This window comes from Amycolatopsis sp. QT-25 (genome assembly GCF_029369745.1).
Lineage (GTDB): Bacteria > Actinomycetota > Actinomycetes > Mycobacteriales > Pseudonocardiaceae > Amycolatopsis.
Genome location: NZ_CP120210.1, coordinates 7171623 through 7195093, shown reverse-complemented (window position 1 = coordinate 7195093; position 23471 = coordinate 7171623). Strand labels below are relative to the sequence as shown.

Here is a 23471-nt window from a genome sequence, read left to right as displayed (position 1 = left end):
ATGCCCACCAAGATCGATTACGACGCACGCATCCCCAACAACGTCGACCTCTCCGGTGATCGGCGGCTCCAGCGGGCGCTGGAGGGCTGGCAGCCGAAATTCCTGGACTGGTGGGGCGAAATGGGCCCCGCACTGCGGACCCGGGGCGTGTACCTGCGCACCGCGGTCAGCGTCGGACGGGACGGGTGGGCGCATTTCGACCACGTCAACGTGCCCGACTACCGGTGGGGGATCTTCCTCGCGGAGCCGGATCCGGACCGGGTCATCACCTTCGGCGAGCACCAGGGCGAACGCGCCTGGCAGCAGGTCCCCGGGGAGTACCGCGCCGATCTGCAGCGGCTCATCGTCATCCAGGGGGACACCGAACCCGCGTCGGTCGAGCAGCAGAAATCGCTGGGGCTCACCGCGCCGAGCCTCTACGACCTGCGGAACCTTTTCCAGGTCAATGTCGAAGAAGGCCGCCATCTGTGGGCGATGGTGTACCTGCTGCACGCCTACTTCGGCCGTGAAGGCCGGGACGAGGCGGAAGGGTTGCTGCTCCGGAACTCCGGAAGTCCGGACGCCCCGCGGATCCTCGGTGCCTTCAACGAGGAGACCGCGGATTGGCTCGCGTTCTACATGTTCACCTATTTCACCGATCGCGATGGCAAATACCAGCTCGGCACCCTCAAGGAAAGCGGTTTCGACCCGCTTTCCCGCACTTGTGAATTCATGCTCAAGGAAGAGGCGCACCACATGTTCGTCGGCACCACCGGTGTCGACCGGGTGGTCACCCGCAGTGCCGAACTGATCCGCGAGCACGACACCTTCGACATCGCCGGGCACGGCGGGATCCCGCTGGAGGTCGTCCAGCGCTACCTCAACTTCCACTACACCGTCTCGCTCGACCTGTTCGGCGGCGAGACCTCGACCAACGCGGCGAACTACTACACCGCCGGGCTGAAAGGCCGCTGGCAGGAGGCCCGCCGCAAGGACGACCACAAGCTCACCGACGCCGCCGGAACGCTGTCCAAGCCGAGGGCCGACGGCACCTGGGAGACCGAAGAACTCCCGGCCATCCTGCTGCTGAACCTCGACCTGCGGGAGGAGTACCGAGCCGACTGCCAGACCGGGGTCAACCGCTGGAACAGGATCCTCGACGAGGCGGGCATCGATTTCCGATTCGTCCTCCCGCACCCTGGATTCAATCGCGAAGTCGGCATAAACTCCGGCCACCATGTGACGCCCGACGGCACCGTTGTCGACGAGCGGACCTGGCTGGCCGGCAAACGCAAGTGGCTGCCCACTCCCGAAGACCTGACCTTCGTCCGATCGCTGATGCATCCGGTGTACGAGCGAGGAAAGATCGCGAGCTGGGTGGCACCGCCACGCCAGGGCATCAACGGGAAGCCGTTCGACTACGAATACGTTCACCTGAGCTGAGCGATAGAAGGTGCGTCCGTGACCGCTGCTGCCACCGGGTTCAACGCGGTGAGCTACCTGCTCGACCGGCACCGGGCGGAAGGGCCTCCGGCCAAGCAAGCGGTCGTTTCCCCGCGGCGAAGTCTCACGTACCCGGAGCTCGCGGCCGAGACCCGCCGGGTCGCGGCCGGGCTGAAGGCGATCGGCGTCCGCCCGGAGGAGCGGGTGCTGTTCTGCATGGTCGACGACGTCGAGCTGCTCACCGGGATCCTCGGCGCGATGCTGGCCGGAGCGGTCGCGGTGCCGGTCTCCACCATGGTCACCGGGCTCGACCTCGGCAAGCTGCTCGCCGATTCGCGGGCCAGGGTCCTGTGCGTTTCCGGCGAGTTCGCCGCGCAGGCGACGATCGCGCTGGGGCTGGCGCCGGAGGTCACCGACGTCGTGCTGGACCGGGCGAAGGCGGCCGAACTGCCGTCCGGGGTCCGCGCGCATCAGTGGAGTGACCTGTCCACAGTGGATGACGCCGGTTTCGTGCCGTCGCCGACCTGGGAGGATTCGCCCGCCCTCTGGCTTTACACCTCGGGCACGACGGGCAAACCGAAGGGCGCGATGCACCGGCACGCGGGAATCCGCGCGGTATGCGAGACGTATGCGCGCGGCGTGCTGGACATCGGGCCGAACGACCGGTTCCTGTCCGTTCCGAAGCTGTTCTTCGCCTACGGACTGGGAAATTCGGCGTTCTTCCCGCTGGCGGCCGGCGGGACGGCGCTGCTCGAACCGGCGAAGCCGTCCCCGGTACTGATCGCCGCCAGGGTCCGCGAGGAGCGGCCGACGTTGTTCTTCGCCGTCCCCACCTTCTATGCCGCGCTGCTCGGCAGTGACATCCCCGACGACACGTTCTCCTCGGTGCGCCAAGCGGTTTCGGCGGGGGAACCGCTGCCCGCCGTGCTGTACGAACGATTCCGCGACCGGTTCGGCGTCGAAATCCTCGACGGCATCGGCTCGACGGAGGCGTTGCACATCTTCCTGTCCAATCGGCCGCGTCAGGTCCGTCCCGGCAGCACCGGGGTTCCCGTGCCCGGATACGAGATCGCGCTGCGCGACGAGCACGGCCGGCCCGTGCCGGACGGGGAGCCCGGCGAGCTGTTCGTCGCCGGGCCGTCGACAGCGACCGGGTATTGGGCGCGGTACGAGACGACGAAGCAGGTCTTCCAGGGCGAATGGCTGCGGACGGGGGACAGCTTCGTGCGCAACGCCGACGGCACGTACACCTGCCTCGGGCGGTTCAACGACATGCTGAAACCGGGCGGGATCTGGGTGTCGCCCGCCGAGGTCGAGGACAGGCTGCTGAAACATCCGGCCGTCGCCGAGGTCGCCGTGGTGGCCGCCTTCGACGCCGATGGCATCGAGAAGCCGGTCGCGTGCGTGGTCGGCGTGCCGGGGCACCGGCTGGACGCGGGCGAGCTGATCGAGTTCTGCCGGGCCGGGCTCGCGTCGTTCAAGCGGCCGCGGAGCGTCGTCGAGCTGGGCGAACTGCCCAAGACGGCGACCGGCAAGATCCGGCGCGACGTCATCCGCGAACTGGTGCGGGACCTGGACGAGGTCCGGGCCTACCAACCCGACCCCGCCTCGCCCCTCCCTGGCTGACCCCCCGCAATTAGGCACCTGCTTGCGGTACTTGCGCGTGCAAGCATCGCAAGCAGGTGCCGAATCGCGGGAATGTCAGGCGCCGTTGACGGTCCGGAGGGTTCGCATGGCCTCGGCCAGGGCGTGCGCGTCGTCGCCCAGCGGGGTCAGGACGATGCGCCGCAGGATTTCCGCGCACGCCTCCCTGGCTTTTTCCGCGACGTCGAGGCCGTGTTCGGTCAGGGCCGCGAAGGTGACGCGGCGGTCGTCCGGGCTGGGCACGCGGCAGATCAGGTCCGCGGCCACCAGCCTGTCCGCGACCTTCGTGAACCCGCCGCTGGACAGCGCCGCCTCGACGGCCAGCCGGGTCATCGGCATCCGGTGCTCGGGTGACCGGACGAGCCGCAGCAGGATGTCGAACGACGCCGGCGCCAGGCCGAACCGTTCGGCGATCTCGCCCATCAGCCGGTGCTGCGTGGCCAGGTAGCCCTCGATCACCAGACCCCACCACGTGACCACTTCGTCGTCGTTCGGTTCCTGCGATTTCCCCACCGTCACGCGAGCGAGGGTACACCCGGAAGCCTTTCCGGAATATATCTTGCGCGCGAGAGGTTATCGGGTTAGCTTGAGTTCACCGGCTACCGGAGGAAGGGGCCACCATGTCGATCAAGACCTCGGGCCTGCACCACGTCACCGCCATCGGTGGCGATCCCCAGCGCAACGTGGACTTCTACACCCGGGCCCTCGGCCTGCGGCTGGTGAAGACCACGGTGAATTTCGACGATCACGGCACCTTCCACCTCTACTACGGCGACGGGGCGGGCAAGCCCGGCTCGCTGATGACGTTCTTCCCGTGGCGAGACGCGCCGAAGGGCCGTCACGGCACGGGCCAGGCGACCACGACGTCGTTCTCCGTACCGGAAGCGTCGCTCGGCTGGTGGAAGCAGCACCTCGCCGAAAGCCGGGTCGAGACCGGCCGGATCCGCAACTCCGACGGCGAGGAGACGCTCACCTTCGCCGACCCGGACGGCCTGAAGCTCGCGCTCGTCGCGCATCCGCAGGGCGACCCGCGTGACCCGTGGGACACGAAGCTCGTGCCCGCCGAGCACGCCATTCGCGGGCTGCACTCCGTCACGCTGTCGGTGTCCGAAGAGAACGCGACCGCCGGGATGCTGACCGACGGGCTCGGCCTGACCTTCGCACACCAGGAGGGCAATCGCTTGCGATTCTCCGCCGGTGAAGGGGGTCCCGGCGCGCTCGTCGACGTCCTCGTCACGCCGGACGCCCCACGCGGACTGGTGGCGGCGGGCACCGTGCACCACGTCGCCTGGCGCGCGCCGGACGAGCGGACCCAGGCCGCCTGGCGCGACGAACTGATCGACGACGGCGTGAGCGTGACGTCCATTTTGGACCGTCAGTACTTCCGTTCGATCTACTTCCGTGAGCCGGGCGGCACCCTGCTCGAGGTCGCGACCGACGAGCCCGGCTTCGCGATCGACGAGCCGCTGCTCGAACTCGGCCGCGCGCTCAAACTGCCGCCGTGGCTCGAGCCCCGGCGCGAGGACATCGAAGCGATGCTGCCGAAGCTCGACCTCCCGAGCGAAAACAACCCGCGATGACGGCGAGGGAACACCTGACGCACAAGTACGTCGAAGGGGCGCCCGACGAGCCGGTGTTGCTGCTCCTGCACGGCACCGGCGGCGGGCCGGACGACCTCGTGCCGCTCGCCCGGCGGCTGAGCCCGGCGTCGGCGCTGCTGGCCCCGGCCGGGCCGGTCCCGGAACATGGCGCGGCCCGGTGGTTCCGCAGGCTGGCGGAGGGCGTTTTCGACCACGAAGACGTCGTCTTCCGCGCGAACCAGCTTGCCGACTTCGTCCTCGCCTCGCGCGAGGAATACGGCCTCGGCGATCGGCGGCTGGTCGCGATCGGGTTCTCCAACGGTGCCAACATCGCCGCCGCGGTGACCCTGCTCCGCCCGGACGCGGTCAGGGAAGCCGCGCTGTTCGCGTCGATGTCTCCGCTTCCTTCGCCGCCACGCCACGACCTGTCCGGTACACGGGTGTTCCTGTCGAACGGCGAGCAGGATCCGATGGCGCCGCTGGTTTCGGCGGACGCGCTCGTCCGCGATCTCCGGGAGCGTTCCGCGGACGTCGTCACCCACCGCCATCCCGGCGGGCACCAGGTCACCGGCAACGGTTCGGTGGCGGCCGCGGGATGGCTCAACGGGCGGCTGGGCGAGCAAAGCAAGTCTACGTAACATCGTCGGATGACTAACGGGGACCTCGTCCGCGCCCAGGCCCTGCTCGAGCGGGTGCTCCTCGCGGACGGGCACAACGATCTGCCGTGGGAGCTGCGGGTCACGACCGGGCCGGATCCGGTCGCGGCCGTGGCAGGCACGGACCTCACGGTCCGTCAGCCGCATCTGCACACCGACTTCCCGAAGCTCGCCGAAGGCAGGCTCGGGATGCAGTTCTGGTCCGTCTACGTGCCTTGCCAGTTCGAGGGGCACAGCGCGGTGACGGCGGTGCTCGAACAGATCGAGATCGTGCACCAGATGGCCGAGCGCTACCCCGATCGCCTCGCCCTCGTGGACACCGCCGATGCGGCCGAAGCCGCCTTCCGCGACGGCAAGATCGCGTCGCTCCTCGGCGCCGAGGGCGGCCACAGCATCGCGGAATCCCTTGGCGTGCTCAGGATCTTGCGCCGCCTCGGCGTCCGTTACCTGACGCTGACGCACAACTACAACACCACCTGGGCCGATTCCGGCACCGACGAACCGGCGCACGGCGGGCTCACCGACTTCGGCCGGGACGTGGTCCGCGAGATGAACAAGATCGGCATGCTGGTCGACCTCTCGCACGTCGCGCCGAGCACGATGCGCGCCGCGCTGGAGGTCAGTTCCGCGCCGGTGATCTTCAGCCACTCCTCGTGTGTCGCGGTCAACGACCATCCCCGCAACATCCCCGACGACGTCCTGGAGACCCTGGCCGCCAAGGACGGCGTCGCGATGGTGACGTTCGTGCCGGGATTCGTCTCGCCGAAGGTCGCGGAATGGGACGACCGGTTGCGCCGGGACATGGAAGCCGCGGGCAAGGACTACCGGAACATCGACCAGCGCACGAAGTTCACCGCGGAGCGAGGCGGGCCCGAGAAGCCGAAGGCGGGCATCGACGATGTCGTCGCGCACATCGAGCACGCGCGCGAAGTGGCCGGGGTGGACCACATCGGACTCGGCGGCGACTACGACGGAGTCGCGACGCTGCCCGAAGGCCTCGAAGACGTTTCGAAGTACCCCGTACTGTTCGCCGCGCTGCTGGAACGCGGCTGGAGCGAAGAGGACTGCGCGAAACTGGCCGGGAAGAACACCTTGCGCGTGCTGCGCGCGGCGGACGAGGTCACCCGTTCGGACGCTTGAGAGCGCGATCAAGCCCGGTTCGGCGGACACTATCGGGTATGACGCAGCCGCAGGAGAGTGCCGCCGAGGTTCCGGTCGACCCGTCCGGCACCGCGGGCGGCGGACGCCACGGCGGTGAACTCGACGCCACCCCGAAACTCGGCCGAACCCGGGTCAGCGGCACCTGGATCGCCGTCATCGTGGCGCTGATCGTGCTGGTGTTCCTGCTCGTGTTCATCCTGCAGAACCAGGACACGGCCACGGTCCACTTCCTCGGCATGTCCGGCAGCATGCCGCTGGCGGTCGCGATGCTGTTCTCCGTGATCGCCGGCGGGGCACTGGTCGGGCTCGTCGGCGGCGCCCGGATCCTGCAACTGCGCAAGCAGGCCAAGCAGTCCCGGCATCAACCGCGCTGAAGCGTGCCGCGCCGGAACTCGCTCGGGTTGACCCCGCGCACGCGTTTGAACGCCGCGCTGAACCCGAACGGATCGGAGTAACCCACGGTGCGGGCGATGTCGGAGAGGGTCGCGGACCCCGGACCGGCAAGGAGATCCGCCGCGAGCGTCATCCGCCAGCGGGTGAGGTAGGTCAGCGGCGGTTCCCCGACCAGGTCGGCGAACCGCTTCGCCAGCGTGGACCGCGACACGCCGGTCCGCCCGGCCAGCGCGCCCACCGTCCACGGCGCCGCCGGATCCGCGTGCAGCAGGCGCAGCGCGTGGCCGACCACGGGATCCCGCTGCGCCGCCCACCACGCCGGGGGCCTGCCGCCGGGCCGGTCGAACCATTCGCGCAGTGAGCAGACCAGCAACCAGTCCAGCAGCCGGTCGAGGACCACTTGCTGCCCCGGCGCGTCGATGGCGACCTCGGCGGCGAGGTGCTCCAGCACGGGATCACCCGCGCCCCCGGCGTCCACCCGCAGCACGACGGGTAGCGCGTCCAGCAGCGGACGGCCGATCTCGCCGCGCACCGGGTACGCGCCGACGATCAGGGTCGTCTCGCCGCCGGGATCGTCGACCCAGCCGAGACGGTGCCGCGTCCCGCCCTGCTCGGGCGTCGCGCAGTGCTCGCCGCACGCGATCGGCTCGGCCGAGGTGCCGACTTCGTCGACGAAGGTGAAGGTGGAAGGCCCGCGCACGATGGCCGACTCGCCCGCGCGAAGCCACTCGGGCGGACCGACTTCCGGCACGATCCAGCCCGCCCCGGTGAGCACGGCGCACAGGGTGAGGGGCGCGCCGTCCACGAAGTGCAGCGACCAGGGCGGGCACAGGGTCGAACTGCCGAACAACGAGCCGTGGGACCGCACACCGCGAATCAGCTCACTGAAGACGTCCACCCCGGTGAGGCTAGACGAATACGCAGGCGAACCGGCCTTTCACCTATGGGCACGTCCGAGTCCGCCGTGATCGACTGGCGGCATGAGCACCTCGCTGACCACTGACGACCTCGAATTCCTCCGCCGCCCCCTGCACGGCTTCCTGACCGTGGCCGGCGGTCCGGTCCGGCCGGTGTGGTTCGAGGCCACCGGAGAAGGCGCGCTCCAGCTGTTCACCCCGCGTGACTCACCCAAGGTCCGGCGGCTGGACGACGATTCGCGTGCCTCGATCATCGTGGCCGCGCCGGTGGGCGAACGCGAGCACTGGGTGTCGGTCACCGGCCGCGTCACGGTGGAGCACGACGGGGCGCACGAGCTGGCCGCCCGCCTCGCCGAGCGCTACTGGAACCTCGAAGACCCGGCCCACGCCGGCGAACTCGCCGGGATCCAGAGTCTGGATCTCGTGCGGCTCGTCATCCGGCCGGAGAAGGTGAGCCGTTACTCGATGTGATGATCGAGGTCATTCCGAGCAGGGTGGCGCAAACGCTTTCGTCACCCTTGGCGGTGACCCGGTCGCGGTCCGCCGGGTTCCGGGTGCACAGCCGCCAGAAGGCGTCCGCGTCCGTTGTCACCGAGGCCAGCGGCGAGCGCGACGTGGGCGCGACACGGTCGAGCGTCCAGCCGTCGGCGGTCCGCTCGGCCGTCCACTTCCCACCGCCCCGACCCGTCACGGTGTAGCCGATCTGCCTGCCGACGCGCGCCTCGACGTCACGCAGCGTGTGCGGCAGTGCCCGCATGAAGGTGTCGACCACCGGCCCGCGGAACTCTTCCTCGTCCAGTGTCCGCGCGCCGACGGCCTCGCGGATCTGCTGCTGGTGCACCCAGAACTCGGTGTACTCCCGCGCGACGTCGAGCCAGATCGGCGCCGGTTCGTCCCCGGCCCAGCTCACCGGCTCGCCGACGGCGTCGAGCTCGGCGCGGCCCCACATCTCGGCGAGCTGCGAGGTGCTGTCCACCAGCATCGCGAACAGCACTTCGGGGGACAGCCGGCGGCACGCGACCACCCATTCGTCGTTGATCCGGTCGATGAAGTCCTCGAACCGTTCGCCCGCACGCGGCGCCGTCGCCCGGTAGTCGTCGCGGTCGCGGGAGAGCCTGCCCAGTTTGCCGCCGAGGATGTGGGCGGCGAGATCGTGCACCGTCCAGCCCGTGCACACCGTCGGGGCCGCCCACCGTGCCGCGTCCAAGCCGGTCAGGACGTCCAGCAACGCCTGCTCCTCACGCGCGAACAGCGGGAGGACGTCGATCGGCGGACCCCAGCGCGTGAAGCTCATGGTGACCATCCAAACACCTGTGTCGAGCACCATTCCGGTCCTTCGGCCTACTCGCGGGTAGCATCAGCCCCGAACGCGAGGGGAGTGCCCGTGAGCAACGAACGACCCGCCGGTGCCGACCTGGCCGCTTTCGCCCAACGCGCGGGACGGCTGGCCGGCTGGGCCGCCCGCACGGGTTTCGAGTTCACCCGCAGACTCCCCGGCGTCGAAATCGCGGAGCAGGTCGTCAAACAGGGCGAACGGCAGCTTTTCTTGGAGCTGCGCCGCCGTCTCGACGAGGTCGACGATCCGTACCACGCCGCGCTGACCGCCGCGTCGGCGATGAACCGGCCCGCCGCCAACGGCGCGCGCCCGGTCGAAGCGACCATCACCCTCGTGCACACCCGCGACCGGCTCGAACCGCTCCGCGCGGCGATGGCGGAACTGCTCAACCACTCCATCGGCTTCGGCCGCGAACGGGCACGGGAGTATCTCTACGCGATCATCCTGCGGCAGCTCACGCCGGACGAGGCCCGCATCCTTTCCGCGCTTTCCGACGGCTCACCGTTCCCCGCCGTCGACGTCGCCGAGCGGACCAACCTCGGTGGTGCCGGGCGGTTCGTGCTGCGCAACGCCTCCACCGTCGGCAAGGCGGCCGGGGTGTCGCTGCCCGATCAGGTGCCCGGTTACCTCACCAGGCTGATCGGGCTCGGCCTGGTCGAGCTGGACGAAGAGGTGCCCGCGCTCGAGACCCAGTACGAGATCCTGCTGACCGACGAGACCGTCCGCGAGGCGGAGAAGTCGGTGAGACGGGCCAAGTTCGTCAAACACACGGTGCACGTCTCCCGGCTCGGCGCCCAGTTCTGGCAGGCCTGCGACCCGAGCGCCGGCTGACCTCGGCATGGATGCGTTCCTCGACGGGATCCTCGCCGACTTCGGGAGGCACTGGCCGATTTACGTCTCCATCCCGATCGTGGCCGCCCTGATCGGCTACACCACCAAACTCGTCGCGATCCGGATGATGTTCCAGCCGGTCGAGTTCGTCGGGATCAAGCCGTTCCTCGGCTGGCAGGGCATCGTGCCCAAACGCGCCGCGCGGATGGCGAGCATCGCCTGCGACACGATGACCGAGCAGCTCATCGAACCGGCGGAGGTCGTCGCCCGGCTCGATTCACGGAGAATCGCCAAGGAGATCGAAAAACCGCTCCAGGCCGCCGTCGAGGACATCGTGCGCGACGTCGCGGCCCACTATCGGCCGGGGCTGTGGGAATCCCTGCCGGTGGGGATGCGGCGGCTGGTGATCCAGCGCGTGCAGGCCGAGACACCGCGTATGGTCGCGGCCGTACTGGAACTGATCAAATCCGATGTGGACAGTGTGTTCGACCTCAAGGGCATGGTGGTCACCGCACTGGTCAAGGACAAACGGCTGCTGAACCGGATCTTCCAGGAGGCGGGTGACAAGGAGTTCAAGTTCATCGCCCGCTCCGGCATCTTCTTCGGCGGGCTGATCGGCGTGATCCAGATGATCGCGTGGGTCCTGTTCAAGTTCCCGCCGATCATGCCGCTGTTCGGGCTCTTCACCGGCTGGTTCACCGACTGGCTGGCGCTGCGGATGATCTTCTACCCGATCGAGGAACGCCGGTACTTCGGCGTGCGCTGGCAAGGCCTGTTCCTGAAGCGGCGAGGTGAGGTCGCGGAGGCGTACGGCGGACTGATCGCGCAGGAGATCATCACCCCGCACAACGTGATCGAGGCGGTGCTGCACGGCCCGCTGTCGGACCGGGTACTCGGTCTGATCCAGCGCCAGCTCGACGAGCAGCTCGGGCGCCGCGTCGGCGTCGGGAAACCGCTGGTGGTGTTCGCCGTCGGCAGCAGGCGGTATCAGGACCTGAAGCTGAACATCGCCGAGAAGATCATGGACAGACTGCCGGAGACCATGCGGTACATCGAGGACTACGCGAACGACGCGATGGACATCCGGAACGTGCTGGTGACCAAGATGAAGGAGCTGTCGCCGCGGGAATTCGAGGGATTGCTGCGGCCCGCCTTCCAGCAGGACGAATGGATCCTGATCGCGACCGGCGCCGTCCTCGGCTTCGCCGTCGGTGAGGCGCAGGTCCTGCTGCTGGAGCACTTCGCCGCCTGAGGCCCCGACGCCCCATCCCCCTCGCAATTCGTCACCTACTCGCGGGATCTCGCGTTCGCGGCCATCGCAAGCAGGTGACGAATGGCGCGGATGGCTGCCTCATCGGCGGTACACCGGGTCCGCCATCCGGTCTAGAGTGCCCCCTGCACTGAGCCTTGGGGAGGGCGCACATGGCCGACGCGGGGAGTCCGTGGCCGCAGGAGATCCGGCTGGCGATGACCATGGTGGGCGGGGCGAGTCTCGCGGTCTGGATGGGCGGGGTCGCCACCGAGACCTCGCATCTGCTCCAGGCGTCGAGGACGCCGGAAGCCGAGGGGCCGTACCGTGCCCTGCTCGATCTGCTCCACGCCACCGTCTCGCTCGACGTGCTCACCGGCACGAGCGCGGGCGGCATCAACGCGGCGTGTCTCGGGCTGGCCGAGGCGTTCCGGTCGAGTCCGCAGGTGCTGCGGGACACCTGGATCAGCACGGGCTCGCTCGACAACCTGATCCGCGACCCCGGCGAGAAGGAGCCGCGTTCGCTGCTCGACGGCGACAAGGTGCTGCTCGGGGATCTGAAGGACGCGCTGCACCGCATCACCGACAAGGCGACGGTGAAACCCGACTGCCCGGACATCACCGTTCTGCTCACCGGCACGATGATCGACGGCGAGACGACCAGGTTCGACGACGCGCTCGGCAACCTGGTGCGGGACACCGAACATCGTCTCCTGTTCCGCTTCGATGGTCCTTTGTGGACAGACGACGTGGTCGGCCCGCTCGCGCTCGCGGCCCGGTCCACGGCGTCGTTCCCCGGCGCCTTCGAGCTCTCCCGGATGCCGATCGGCGAACGGACCGGCCCGTTGCATCCGGACATGACCCGGTACACCGACGTCACGCGGTCGCATTGGCTCACCGACGGCGGCGTGCTGCTGAACAAGCCGTTGCGCCCGGCGCTGCGGGAGATCTTCGAACGGCAGTCGCATTCGGACGTCCGGCGGCTGCTGCTGTACGTGGTGCCGACGGCGGAACGCGAAGCGGAGCGGGTCGCGGTCGACCCGGAGCGGCCGCCGCTGCTGGGCACCGCGATGAGCAAGGTCGTCGGTACCGTGCTGAGCCAGACGATCAGCGCCGAACTGGAGGACCTGACGCGGCACAACGACGCCGTGGTCCGTACCAGGGGGACCCGGGTTTCCCTTGCCGCGATGGGGCTTCGCGGCGGTCCGGACACGCTGGTCGACCAGCGGCTGATGAACGACTACCGGGACAGGCGGGTGCAGGAGGACGCCACCGCGCTGGTCCGCGACGCGACCCGCAGGCTCTCGGTGTCCGATGTGGAGGATCAGGGACGTCAGTGGGCGTCCGGTACGGCGGCGCAGCTGCGCGCGGCCGCGGCGGCGGGACTGCGCGACGGCCTGCCCGCCGAACCGCCGGAGGACACCTGTGAACTCGACGACCTGATCGCCTTCCGCACCACCGCGCTCGACGATTCGGTGGCCACCGGGCTGCAACTGGTGAACGCGGGTTTCCGGCTCGACCCGGCGCCCGAGCACGCGGTCCAGCTCAACCGATGCCGCGTGCTGCTGCACGAGGCGCGGCACCGGGCCGCACGGGGAAAGCGGCTCACGGGCTGGGTCGCCGAACAGGATCCGCCGACGGCCGACGTCACGCTGGCCGCCTGGATCGAAGGCCTCGCCAAGGAATGGGCCGCGCTCGGCCGCTCGGACACGCTGAAGGAGGCGTGGCCGCTCGTGGTCGCCGCGCTCCGGCAGGCGACACCGATCCTGTTGCCGTTGGCACGGGCGAAGCCCGGCACCGAAGCCGCCGACACGGTCAGCACGCTGCTGGCGTGGACCGGACTCACCTCGGACGACACGAGCGCCGGTGACGCCGTCGTCACTTCACGGCTGGTGCGCCTGCACATCGCGACCAGGGGACTGCTCTCGCAGCCGCCGTCGGTCGACCAGCGCGTGGATCTCGTCCAGGTGAGCGCGGATTCGCGGACGCTCCTGGACATGAAGCGACGCCGTTCGTGGGACAAGCTCACCGGCATGCAGGCCGACTACTTCGGCGCTTTCTACAAGGCTTCCTGGCGTGCGAACGACTGGATGTGGGGCCGGGTCGACGGCGCGGGCTGGCTGGTGCAGTGCCTGCTCGATCCGAACCGCCTTCGATCGCTGCGTGACGTCGTCGGGCGGGAGGCGTTCCGGACCCGGGTGCGGGACACCTTCGGCAGGATCGGCTGGCGGCCACCGGTGACGGAAGACGGGTTGTCCCAGGAGGAGGTGGAGGCGCTGCGCGGGCAATTGGCCGGGGAGCTGGCCTTCCTCGGCCTCGACGGTGAACTCGCCGACGTGGAGACCGAAGCCACCCCGCCGACCGGCATGCCGATGACGGCGATGGTGCTCGCCAGGGTCCGGCAGCTGGAGATCGCGCGAGAGGAGCTGCCGTGCGTCGGCCTCCACTGTGGACACGACGTGAAAACGGCCAAGGGGAACGGGAAGCCGTCGGAACGGTTCAGGAAACTGATCGAGAACGAGCCGGAAACCGACGAGCAGACCCAGCGCGCGTTTCAGGCGTGCCAGGTCTCCGGTGAACGGTTCGACCACGAACGTGGCACGATGCTGCTGACGAAGACGCTGGTCAAGGCCGGTGCCGCCGGGCTCAACGCGGCCGCGGGCGCGACCAGGATGCCGAAGTCGGTCCAGCCCGCCGCGACCTTCGCCAAGGCCGCCGGGCGGAGCGCGTGGTGGATCACCCGCGGTGCGGCCACCCTGCCGTCACCGTGGAACGTGCTCGCCGCGCTGATCACCGTGCTCGCCGGCTTCGTGCTCGGCGGGCAGGGCGGCCCCGTCCTGCAGTGGGTCGGTGTCCCAGTGGCCGCGGGCGCCATCGTGTTCCTGGTGGTCAGCCTGATGACGTTGCGCAAGACGTGGCGGATGGTGCTCACGGTGCTCGGCGTGCTGGTGGGAGCCGCGCTGCTGTTCGCGGCGTTCCTGCCACCGGTCCGCGAACCGCTGTTCGGCCGGCTCGGCGACGTCGTGGCGGGCTGGCGGCGCGGCGAGGCGCCCGTCTGGTGGCTGGCCGTCTGCCTGCTGCTCGTGCTGCCCGCCGTCTGGACGCCGCTCGGTTCCTTCTTCCGGGGGCTTGCGCGCCGTAAGTGACCGTCTTCTTGCGGTATCCGGGGACTAAAACGCGCTCTGACCCTGCGACGAAGTGGTAACGGTTGGTATCGTCACATCCGGTGAGACCGCAGCGGGGCGGCCTTACCCACCAGTGCTGCGCTTCAAACGTTACCGTTACCTTTGTCACGTGTGTTTCAGGGTTGTTGCAGGTAGCCGCGTTGTCGCCGCCGCGCTCGTCTGACCGCGCCCGAATCCTCCGGTACGTTTCTTGAACATGTCCGGAAAGCGCTTGATCGAAAGTCCGACCAAGGCGGACGGTGCCGCGCTCTGGAGAATCGCCCGCGATTCGAAGAAGCTCGACCTCAACACACCTTACGCCTATTTGCTGTGGTGCCACGATTTCGCCGACACCTCGGTCGTCGCGAAAGTCGACGGAACCCCGGTCGGCTTCGTGATCGGATATCGGAAGCAGGACACCGGGTTTGTCTGGCAGGTCGCGGTCGACCCGTCCCAGCAGGGAAAAGGCCTGGCCGGAGCCCTGCTCGACGAGTTGTTCGACCGGCTGACCGCGCAGGGTGTGCGATACCTCGAAACGACGATCACACCGGACAACGAGGCTTCGATCCGGTTGTTCGCCTCGTTCGCCAAGCGGTGGGATGCCACCGTGGAACGCCAGGATCTGTTCTCCGCGACGGATTTCCCGGCCGAGGAAGGAACGCACGAGCAGGAGGACCTGTACCGAATCGGTCCGCTCGGCAGTGACCAGAACGTAAAACCGGGGATCTCAGGGAGAAAGAAAACGTGATGAGCATTTTCGAGGAACTCGAATCCGAAGTCCGCAGTTACAGCCGCGGCTGGCCCGTGGTCTTCGACAGGGCGCAGGGGAGCTACCTGTACGACGAGGACGGCAAGGCCTATCTCGACTTCTTCGCCGGCGCCGGCGCCCTCAACTACGGGCACAACAACCCCGCGCTGAAGCGGGCGCTGATCGACTACATCGCCCGTGACGGCGTGACGCACGCGCTCGACATGTTCACCGTGGCCAAGCGGGACTTCCTCCAGACGTTCAAGGAAAAGATCCTCCAGCCGCGCGACCTCGACTACAAGGTCGTCTTCCCCGGCCCCGGTGGCGCGAACGCCGTCGAGGCCGCGTTGAAGCTCGCGCGCAAGGTGACCGGCAAGGAATCGGTCATCAACTTCACCAACGCCTTCCACGGGATGACGCTGGGCGCCCTGTCGGTGACCGGCAACTCGATGAAGCGCGGCGGCGCCGGTGTCCCGCTGGTGCACGCCACCCCGATGCCGTACGACAACTACTTCGACGGGTCCATCCCGGACTTCCTGTACTTCGAGAAGCTGCTCGGGGACTCCGGCAGTGGCCTGAACGAGCCCGCCGCCGTCATCGTCGAAGGCGTGCAGGGCGAGGGCGGCATCAACGCCGCCCGCATCGAGTGGCTCAAGGCGCTGGACGACCTGTGCAAGAAGCACGGCATCCTGCTGATCCTCGACGACGTCCAGATGGGCTGCGGCCGCACCGGACCGTTCTTCAGCTTCGAGGACGCGGGCATCAAACCCGACATCGTCTGCCTGTCGAAGTCCATCGGCGGCTACGGCATCCCGATGGCGCTGACGCTGATCCGCCCGGACCTCGACGTCTGGGAGCCGGGTGAGCACAACGGCACCTTCCGCGGTATCAGCCCGGCGTTCGTCACCGCGACCGAGGCGCTGCGCGTCTACTGGAGCGACGACGAGCTGGAGAAGTCGACCAAGGCCAAGGGGGAGCGCATCGCCACCGCCTTCCAGGGCATCGTCGAGGCGTACCCGGACGCGAACCTGTTCGCGAAGGGCCGCGGCCTCGCCCGTGGTATCGAGTTCGCCGACGGCGACCTCGCGGGCAAGGTCTGCGCCGCCGCCTTCGAGCGCGGCCTCCTGATGGAGACCTCCGGCCCCGACGGCGAGGTCATGAAGGTGCTCCCGCCGCTCACACTGACCGATGACGAGGTCACGAAGGGCCTTTCGATCATCGCCGAGGCCGTCGCCACCGTCCTGAACTGACCACCGATCAAGAACGAGAAGGAGTTTTCCGTTGCTTGTCAGAACACTCGACGAGGTCACCGACACCGACGCCGACATCAAGACCCCGAACTGGCGCAGCAAACGCATCGTGCTGGCCAAGGAGGGCGTCGGCTTTTCGGTGCACGAGACCACGCTGTACGCCGGGACGGTCAACGACTTCTGGTACGCCAACCACATCGAAGCGGTGTTCATCACCTCCGGTGAAGGCGAGCTCGAGAACACCGCGACCGGCGAGGTCTTCCCGCTGAAGCCGGGCACGTTGTACCTGCTCGACGAGCACGACAAGCACCAGGTCCGGCCCAAGACCGAGATCAAGTGCGTCTGCGTGTTCAACCCACCTGTCACCGGCCGCGAGGTCCACGACGAAAACGGCGTGTACCCGCTCGTCACCGAACCGTAGGAAATCGCTGGAGGAGGCGACTGCAGTGACGCTGACCGACACCCGAGTCGACGACAGTTACCCGACCCGCATCACGGGTAAGCCCGCACACCTGCCCAGGGCCCACCCCACCGTCTGGGGCACGGAGGCCGACGGTCCCTGGGACGCGGCCACCCTCGCCAACCACGAAGCGCGTGGTTACACCGTCGTCGACCAGTTGCTGTCGCCTGGCGAGGTCCAGACGTACTGGCAGGAACTCGTCCGCCTGTCCTCCGGGGACCACAGCGGCGACGAGCGCGTCATCACCGAGGCCAAGACCGGTGAAGTCCGCTCCATCTTCGACGTCCACGAGACCGACGAGCTGATCGCGGAACTCGTCCGCGACCCGCGCGTCCTCGACCGGGCCCGGCAGATCCTCGGCTCCGAGGTCTACATCCACCAGAGCCGCGTGAACTACATGCCCGGCTTCAAGGGCACCGGGTTCTACTGGCATTCGGACTTCGAGACCTGGCACGCCGAGGACGGCATGCCCGTGCCGCGGGCGGTCAGCTGCTCCATCGCGCTCACCGACAACTACCCGTTCAACGGCGGGCTGATGGTGATGCCGGGTTCGCAGCGGACCTTCGTGCAGTGCGCCGGGGAGACCCCGGCGGACAACTACAAGAGTTCGCTGAAAGAGCAGCGGGTCGGTGTCCCCGCCGAGGAGGACATCACCGAACTCGCCGCCGAATACGGAATCGACCAGTTCACCGGGCAGGCCGGTTCGGCGCTCTGGTTCGATTCGAACGTGATGCACGGTTCGTCGAACAACATCACCCCGTACCCGCGTTCGAACATCTTCCTCGTGTTCAACAGCGTCGAAAACGCGCTGCGGGAGCCGTTCGCCGCGATCGAACCGCGTCCGGCGTTCATCGCCGGCCGCGACTCGACTCCGCTGTCGCGCTGACGAAACCGCAGGTAGCGAAGGCCACGACGGGGCGCTTGTAGCCGTTGGTGTGCGCCCTGTTACGTTGTCGGCACGTGAGCGGGCCAGTGGGCTCGCTCACGTAGGTGTTGTCGACGACCGAACGGGTTCTTCGCTCGGGGTGAGCCCCCCGGCCGGACGTGGACGCCGATGTCCGGTGTGGGTCGCGCCCCCAGGCGGCCCCCCCGGCTCCGTGCCATCAGATCGGGACTGATGGCACGGAGCCTTTTTCCATCTCGTGAGTGCTGAACCGCGGTCCCACGTGAATGTCCCGCGAGTCACTCACCGCGGGAGTCCACAGTGGACCCTGACGGGTCCGCTTGGCGCTTTTTGTCCGTATCGCCGAGGTGGGGAAGTCTCCTTTCCTACCCTGAAAGTGGACAAAGAGGCCTTCGCTACCTCGAGCGTTCTGGTTGGTGGCGTCTTCGCGCGGTAGGTTGGCTACTCCGGTAAGGGGAGAGATCGGAGGAGGTGGGTTTGTCATGGGCGAAAGCGGTTCCCCTGCCCGTTTCCAGCTCCTCGGTCCCGTGCGGCTCCTCGACGGCGATCGGCCGGTCGCGGTCGGCGGTCCCGGCGTCCGCGGTCTGCTCGCGCTGCTGGCGCTGAAGGTCGACAAGGTCGTCGCGCTCGATGAGATCATCGACGCGCTCTGGGGCCACGATCCGCCGGCCACGGCCCGCACGATCGTCCACGGCAACGTCTCGCATCTGCGGCGGGTGCTGCGCGACATCCAGGGCGACCATCCGCGCGGCGCCCGGATCCTCACCGCCCCGCCCGGTTACCAGCTCACCGTCGAACCCGGCCGGATCGACGTCCACCGGGCTCGGTCGCTGCTGGAGCGGGCTTCGGCGGAGGAGCCGGAGAAGGCGTCGGAGCTGCTCGCCGAGGCCCTCGCGCTCTGGCGGGGGCCGACGCTGGCCGGGGTGCCGAGTTCGGTCCGCGCTCCCGAGCTGGAGGATCTGCGGCTCGCCGTCCACGGCGCCAGGGTCGACGCGGACCTCGAACTCGGCAGGCACGCGGAACTGATCGTCGAGCTCAGCCCGCTGGTCCGCGCGAACCCGCTCGCCGAACGCACGGCAGGCCAGCTGATGCGCGCGCTCTATCACGCCGGGCGCCGCGGCGACGCGCTCGAGCTCTACCGCACGGTGTCCCGGGCGACCCTGCGCACCCTCGGCGTCGAACCCGGCGCGGAGCTGCGCTGGCTGCACGAACGCGTCCTCAACGACGACCTGCCGGTCAAGGTCGTCGTGGAACCGAAGGCCGAGGCGGCACCCGTCCAGCAGTTGCCGCCCGCCGTGCCGAACCTCGCCGGGCGCGAGGCCGATCTGGCCTGGCTCGACGAGCTCGCCGAGCGGGCCGAAGCCGGCGAGACGGCGGTCGGCGTGGTCACCGGGACCGCCGGAATCGGCAAGAGCAGTCTCGTGGTGTGGTGGGCGCATCGCGCGGGCCGCCGGTTCCCCGACGGCATCCTCTTCGCCTCGCTGCGGGGTTTCGATCCGCATCATCCGCCGCTGGAGCCCGCCGATCTGCTCACCCAGTTCCTGCTCGGGCTGGGTGTTCCGGCCGAGGGGGTGCCCGAGCGGGTCCACGAGCGCATCGCGCTCTACCGGTCGATGATCGCCGGCCGGCGGATGCTGGTGATCCTCGACAACGCCCGCTCCGCCGAGCAGGTCCGGCCGCTGCTGCCGCCCGGTTCGCGGTCGATGACGCTGGTGACCAGCCGCTCCCGGCTCGACGGGCTCGCGGTGTCCAACGCCGCCAAAGTGCGCGTGCTCGGCACGCTCGCGCCCGGCGACGCCGTCCGGCTGATCGAAGAACTCGCCGGTCCGGCCGGATTCGACCTCAACCACGCGCTCGCCCGGCTCTGCGGTTACCTCCCGCTCGCGCTGCGGATCGCCGGCGCCCGGCTCGCCGCGAGCGCGCAGTGGTCCGCGCAGGAGCTGGTCGACGAACTCGGCAACGAACGCACCAGGCTGGCCGCGCTCGACGTCGAGGGCCCGGACGACGGGGTCCGCGCCGCGTTCGACGTCTCGTTCCGGGGACTGCCGGCCGAGGTCGCCAACACGTTCCTGCGGCTCGGCGTGGTTCAGGTCGTCTCGGCCGGCTCGCAGCTGACGGCCGCGATCGGCGGGATCAGCGTCGCCGAGGCGCGACGGCATCTGCGGGTGCTCGCCGCGCACAACCTGCTCGCCGAAACCGGCCGCGACTCCTTCGTCCCGCACGACCTCGTCCGCCTGTTCCTGCGCGAACTGGCGGAGAACGAACTCGACGAGGCCGACCGGGAAGACGTCCTGTCGCGATCGGTGCGGTTCTATCAGGCCGTCGCCGACCGGGCCCGGCGCAAGATGCTGCGGATCGTCGACCCGCTCGACTTCACCGGCGTGCTCAGCGACGCGCGGACGCCGCCGATCGGTTCCTTCGACGAAGCGCAGGACTGGTTCACCGCGGAATGGGAGAACCTGATCGAGGTCCTCGAAGCCGCCCGCGCCGCCGGCCGCCACGACGACGTCTGGCGGCTGGCCAGGGTCGCCCACACCTATCGCGCGGTGTATCCGCTGCTGGACGAGTGGCGGCGGCTGGTCGAGATCGGGCTGGAGGCCGCCGAGCGGTCCGGTGACGTCCTCGGCCAGTGCTGGATGCTGATCTCGCGCTGCGCCATCGCGCTCACCTTCGAACTGCCGCAAGGCTGTCTCGCCGACGCCGAACGTGCCATGGAACTCGCGACCGCGATCGGCGACAACCGGCTGATGATCTCCGCGAACATCCACCTCGGCTCCGCGCTGACCTTGCTTGGCCGGTACGACGAGGCGATCAGGACGCTGCGGTGGGCGGTCGAGGAGACCGACCGGACCGGCGACCTCGAACTGCGCGGGCAGGCGCTCAACAATTGCGCCGAGGCGGAAAAACGGGCGGGGCGGTTCATCGAGGCGATCGGGCACCAGGTCGCGTCCCTGGAGATCGACCGGACGCTCGGGGACGAAAGCTACGTCGTCGTTTCGCTGAACAATCTCGCCGAATTGAGCATGCGGATCGGCGAACTCGCCGCCGCCGAACGGTATGTCTGGGAGGCCGTGGACTTGACGATCAGCAGGCGGTTCGTCCTCCAGGAAGGCGTGCTGCGGCTGACCCTGGGCCGGGTGCTGCGGGCCGGGTCGGATGTGGACGGTGCCCGCGAGCAATTCGCGATCGCGCTGAAGATCCTCTCCGACGCCAATCCGAAACTCGCCGGACTGGTCCGTGCGGAACTCACGGACCTCGGCGAAGGTCCGTGAGTGATCCTTAGCGGATTCTTAGTGACCTCGCCACCCGCCCGCGTAGGGTCCGGTTCAGCGTCGATCGAGCCCTAGGGGAGGGGCACGCGGTAAGGATCGGCGCTCGGACGGGCCACTTTCGCGGCCCGTTCGGAGAGCCGCCAGGAGCGGCTCGTGGCGGTCCGGCCGGTGGAGGTGGGGGCGATACCGGCCGGCCGCCAGGCGGCACCCGCGCAATTCGGCACCTGATTGCGCTGGGTTGCGTGCGCAACCACCGCAATCAGGTGCCGAATTGCGCGGGTCAGCCGGTGCTGGCGGTGCACAGGGCGATGGTCTGGCCCTTGTTCTCCGCGACCTTTCGGCCGTTGACCAGGATCGAGCAGGCGATCTGGTTGCTGACCGACGAGTTCCGGGTGTCCGCGGTGACGGTGAGCAGGTATTCGCCCGAGTTGAAGGACGCCGTGCCGCGCCATTCGTCGGTGCTCGCGGGGGTCTTTTCGGTGCGCTGATCGTTGAGCGCGCCGAACCGGACGGTCGCGCCGCCCGAAGCGCTGACGACGAACTCGACGGTGTTCTTGTCCCCGGCGACGGCCGGGATGTGCAGCCCCGACTGGCCAGTAGCGAAGAAACTGGTGTAGACCAGTAACCCGATCGCGGCCACCAAGCCGGCGATGGAAAGCGCGAGTCCCGCGATCCCCATTCCCTTCTTGTCCGCTTCGCCCTTCTTGATTTTGGTCAAACCGATCACGGAAAGAATCATCCCGATCACGGCGAGCGGCCAAGCGGCGATCCCGGCGACCGGGACGAAGGCGACCCCGAGCGCTGCCATGCCGACCAGGAAACCCGCGATGACCAGGCCGTTCTTGGGTTTGCGGTGCCGTGTGCCGTGCGCGGCGAACCCGGGGCCGTAGCGGGTGGCTGGCGGGTGCGGGAGTGGTGGATCGGTCGGCATACATGCCCTTTCGGAGGCTTCCGTCCGAAGACGTTAACCCATCGTTCGGGGTAATGGCCGAAATTGTTACCTGCCGGAAAAAGTCAGCATTCAACGATGATCAAGCGATTGCCGATATTTTTTGACGAGAATTGCGGTATCGCTGAATGTCGAAACCCGATCACTGATCGAACAGGTTCACTTCCGGAGTGATCTCCAGCAGTTCGTGCACCGGTCGGCCGCGGCGGCCGTCGATGGTCGTCGTGCGCACGACGCGCAGCCGCGCGGTCACCGGGCGGTCCAGGTTCTCCTTGATCTCGTCGAGCAGATCCGGCGCGACCGCGCCCTGGATCGTGCCGCCCGATTCGCGTTCGAGATAGAAGATCCGGCGCCGGGTGCGGACGCCGTCCAGCCTGCCGCTGACCGTCTCGTAGCCGACGGCCTCCCGCGACTCGCGCAGGCTCCCGGACAGGATCCTCGCCTGCTCGGTGGTCATGCTGCGGGTCAGTTCGTCGCCGGCGGTCGGGGTCAGCGCCATGCCGATCCCGGCGTGTTTGCTGACCGCGTTGACGATGTCGCTGACCGCGTTGCGGACGGTGTCGCGCTGCAGCAGCACCGCGTCCAGCGCGCCGTCGTCGGAGCCGTTGGCCGGCAGGAAGTCGCACAGCTCCTTGACCGCGCGTTCGGACAGCGACTCGAGCCCGTCGTGGATGAGCGCGTCGTCGAACGCCGGTTCGGGGAAACCGAAGAAGATCGCGTTCCCCGCCTGGCCGCGCTGGATCAGCGGGGCCTTCTCCCGGTCGGCGGGCTGGACGAAGGTCACCTCGCCCGACGGATTGCGGATGATGTGCCCGATCTTCGCCGTCGCGTCCTGCAACGCGCGGCTGATGTCGGAGAAGGTGTACGCGTCCAGATGCGACTCGCCGAGCACGGACACGCGAAGCAGCGGTGAACGCGACGTCCGCTCGAACTTCGCGTACGCGGCCATCGCCGACGCGCGGGCGAGGTCGTCGAGCCAGGTGCCGCCGGGGATCTCGTCGGCGATACGCCGGAATTCGTTCCTCACCAGATCACTTCCGGAATACCCCTGCCACCCGATGCCCATACTTCCTCCCAGATCTCCTCGTCGCCGGGGCGGCACAGGAAACCGTCGAGCATCCCGCCGACGGGCTGGATCTGGTCCAGATACATGGCAGGCTGGCCGACGATGACCCCGCGCAAGGTCAGCAGCCCGTACAGCGCCGAGCGGCCGGCGTCGTCGAGCCGTTTCAGCGCGCCCCATTCGTCCGGGATCAGCACCACGTCGAGCCCGACCGGGGCGTGCGGGGTCCTGGCGGTCAGATCGCCGCCGATCCACGCGCGGCCGGTGGGCATGATCCGCCGGGCGACCCCCAGGTAGCTGTTCAGCGCGCTGAACAGGATCTCGCGGTCGTTCTGATGCGGCGCGTCGAAGACCAGCCGCTCGTAGACGTCGGCCAGATCGGCGGGATGGCGGCCCGGAGGCAGCAGGTTGTGCGGCGTCCAATAGGGGAGCGCCAAATCGGAGCCTCCTTCGTGTGCCGGAGCTCCCGATC

General features: G+C 68.7%; 21 protein-coding genes. 15 read left to right on the top strand and 6 right to left on the bottom strand.

All coding sequences use genetic code 11. The features are described from left to right. Together boxB and P3102_RS33700 are read left to right on the top strand one after the other, a co-directional pair. Positions 1-1422, top strand: a complete 1422-nt coding sequence (gene boxB / locus P3102_RS33705) for a benzoyl-CoA 2,3-epoxidase subunit BoxB (protein ID WP_276364702.1) — start codon at positions 1-3, stop codon at positions 1420-1422. 18 nt (positions 1423-1440) lie between these two features. Continuing rightward, positions 1441-3048 carry a benzoate-CoA ligase family protein gene (locus P3102_RS33700; protein ID WP_276364701.1) on the top strand — a complete coding sequence of 536 codons (1608 nt, stop codon included), beginning with the start codon at positions 1441-1443 and terminating at the stop codon, positions 3046-3048. A gap of 75 nt (positions 3049-3123) precedes the next feature. Here the strand turns inward: P3102_RS33700 and P3102_RS33695 are convergent, their stop codons facing one another. Further along, entirely contained in the window at positions 3124-3585 is a 462-nt protein-coding gene (locus P3102_RS33695; RefSeq protein WP_276364700.1) for a MarR family transcriptional regulator, read from the bottom strand. A gap of 101 nt (positions 3586-3686) precedes the next feature. On the opposite strand from P3102_RS33695, the gene P3102_RS33690 reads away from it, so the two are divergent. From P3102_RS33690 to P3102_RS33675, 4 genes are read left to right on the top strand one after another with little or no spacing between them, the layout of a single operon-like run. After that, positions 3687-4646, top strand: coding sequence for a ring-cleaving dioxygenase (locus P3102_RS33690; protein WP_276364699.1), 960 nt, complete (start codon positions 3687-3689; stop codon positions 4644-4646). Next, positions 4643-5284: an alpha/beta hydrolase gene (locus P3102_RS33685; RefSeq protein ID WP_276364698.1), complete on the top strand. Its 642-nt coding sequence runs from the start codon at positions 4643-4645 to the stop codon at positions 5282-5284. The genes P3102_RS33690 and P3102_RS33685 overlap by 4 nt, the downstream gene beginning before the upstream one ends. A gap of 9 nt (positions 5285-5293) precedes the next feature. Beyond that, positions 5294-6442 carry a dipeptidase gene (locus tag P3102_RS33680; RefSeq protein ID WP_276364697.1) on the top strand — a complete coding sequence of 383 codons (1149 nt, stop codon included), beginning with the start codon at positions 5294-5296 and terminating at the stop codon, positions 6440-6442. Between the two features lie 38 nt (positions 6443-6480). Next, positions 6481-6837 carry a lipopolysaccharide assembly protein LapA domain-containing protein gene (locus tag P3102_RS33675; RefSeq protein WP_276364696.1) on the top strand — a complete coding sequence of 119 codons (357 nt, stop codon included), beginning with the start codon at positions 6481-6483 and terminating at the stop codon, positions 6835-6837. Here the strand turns inward: P3102_RS33675 and P3102_RS33670 are convergent. Further along, positions 6825-7754 (bottom strand): AraC family transcriptional regulator, encoded by a 930-nt coding sequence (locus P3102_RS33670; protein WP_276364695.1) that lies wholly within the window; start codon positions 7752-7754, stop codon positions 6825-6827. The two genes, P3102_RS33675 and P3102_RS33670, sit on opposite strands and share 13 nt — an antisense overlap. Before the next feature lie 82 nt (positions 7755-7836). Here P3102_RS33670 and P3102_RS33665 point away from each other — a divergent pair, with 82 nt between their 5' ends. Further along, positions 7837-8244, top strand: coding sequence for a pyridoxamine 5'-phosphate oxidase family protein (locus P3102_RS33665; protein ID WP_276364694.1), 408 nt, complete (start codon positions 7837-7839; stop codon positions 8242-8244). On the opposite strand, the gene P3102_RS33660 is transcribed toward P3102_RS33665, so the two are convergent. After that, positions 8207-9076, bottom strand: a complete 870-nt coding sequence (locus P3102_RS33660; RefSeq protein WP_276364693.1) for a maleylpyruvate isomerase family mycothiol-dependent enzyme — start codon at positions 9074-9076, stop codon at positions 8207-8209. The two genes, P3102_RS33665 and P3102_RS33660, sit on opposite strands and share 38 nt — an antisense overlap. An 81-nt stretch (positions 9077-9157) precedes the next feature. Between P3102_RS33660 and P3102_RS33655 the strand changes: the two genes are divergently transcribed. The 8 genes from P3102_RS33655 to P3102_RS33620 all read left to right on the top strand — a co-directional run bounded on the left by P3102_RS33655 (position 9158) and on the right by P3102_RS33620 (position 20987). Then, positions 9158-9940: an Abi-alpha family protein gene (locus P3102_RS33655; protein ID WP_276364692.1), complete on the top strand. Its 783-nt coding sequence runs from the start codon at positions 9158-9160 to the stop codon at positions 9938-9940. A 7-nt stretch (positions 9941-9947) separates the two neighbouring features. Continuing rightward, positions 9948-11192 carry a DUF445 domain-containing protein gene (locus P3102_RS33650; RefSeq protein WP_276364691.1) on the top strand — a complete coding sequence of 415 codons (1245 nt, stop codon included), beginning with the start codon at positions 9948-9950 and terminating at the stop codon, positions 11190-11192. A gap of 170 nt (positions 11193-11362) precedes the next feature. Continuing rightward, positions 11363-14335 (top strand): patatin-like protein, encoded by a 2973-nt coding sequence (locus P3102_RS33645; protein WP_276364690.1) that lies wholly within the window; start codon positions 11363-11365, stop codon positions 14333-14335. A gap of 235 nt (positions 14336-14570) precedes the next feature. Continuing rightward, on the top strand, positions 14571-15101 hold the full coding sequence (gene ectA, locus P3102_RS33640; protein ID WP_276364689.1) for a diaminobutyrate acetyltransferase: 531 nt from the start codon (positions 14571-14573) through the stop codon (positions 15099-15101). Beyond that, entirely contained in the window at positions 15101-16351 is a 1251-nt protein-coding gene (gene ectB, locus P3102_RS33635) for a diaminobutyrate--2-oxoglutarate transaminase (RefSeq protein WP_276364688.1), read from the top strand. Before ectA ends, ectB begins: the two co-directional genes overlap by 1 nt. Before the next feature lie 31 nt (positions 16352-16382). Beyond that, on the top strand, positions 16383-16772 hold the full coding sequence (locus P3102_RS33630; RefSeq protein ID WP_276364687.1) for an ectoine synthase: 390 nt from the start codon (positions 16383-16385) through the stop codon (positions 16770-16772). 25 nt (positions 16773-16797) lie between these two features. Beyond that, on the top strand, positions 16798-17697 hold the full coding sequence (gene thpD / locus P3102_RS33625) for an ectoine hydroxylase (protein ID WP_276364686.1): 900 nt from the start codon (positions 16798-16800) through the stop codon (positions 17695-17697). 500 nt (positions 17698-18197) lie between these two features. Further along, complete coding sequence (locus P3102_RS33620) at positions 18198-20987, top strand: BTAD domain-containing putative transcriptional regulator (protein WP_276364685.1); 2790 nt, start codon at positions 18198-18200, stop codon at positions 20985-20987. Positions 20988-21267: 280 nt separating this feature from the next. On the opposite strand, the gene P3102_RS33615 is transcribed toward P3102_RS33620, so the two are convergent. The 3 genes from P3102_RS33615 to P3102_RS33605 form a co-directional block, all read right to left on the bottom strand. Further along, the gene (locus tag P3102_RS33615) at positions 21268-21918 is read right to left on the bottom strand and encodes a DUF4190 domain-containing protein (RefSeq protein WP_276364684.1); all 651 of its coding nucleotides are present in this window, start codon (positions 21916-21918) and stop codon (positions 21268-21270) included. A 160-nt stretch (positions 21919-22078) separates the two neighbouring features. Continuing rightward, positions 22079-22963: a hypothetical protein gene (locus P3102_RS33610; RefSeq protein ID WP_276364683.1), complete on the bottom strand. Its 885-nt coding sequence runs from the start codon at positions 22961-22963 to the stop codon at positions 22079-22081. Further along, positions 22960-23436 carry a hypothetical protein gene (locus P3102_RS33605; RefSeq protein ID WP_276364682.1) on the bottom strand — a complete coding sequence of 159 codons (477 nt, stop codon included), beginning with the start codon at positions 23434-23436 and terminating at the stop codon, positions 22960-22962. The genes P3102_RS33610 and P3102_RS33605 overlap by 4 nt, the downstream gene beginning before the upstream one ends. Between the last annotated feature and the right edge of the window lie 35 nt (positions 23437-23471).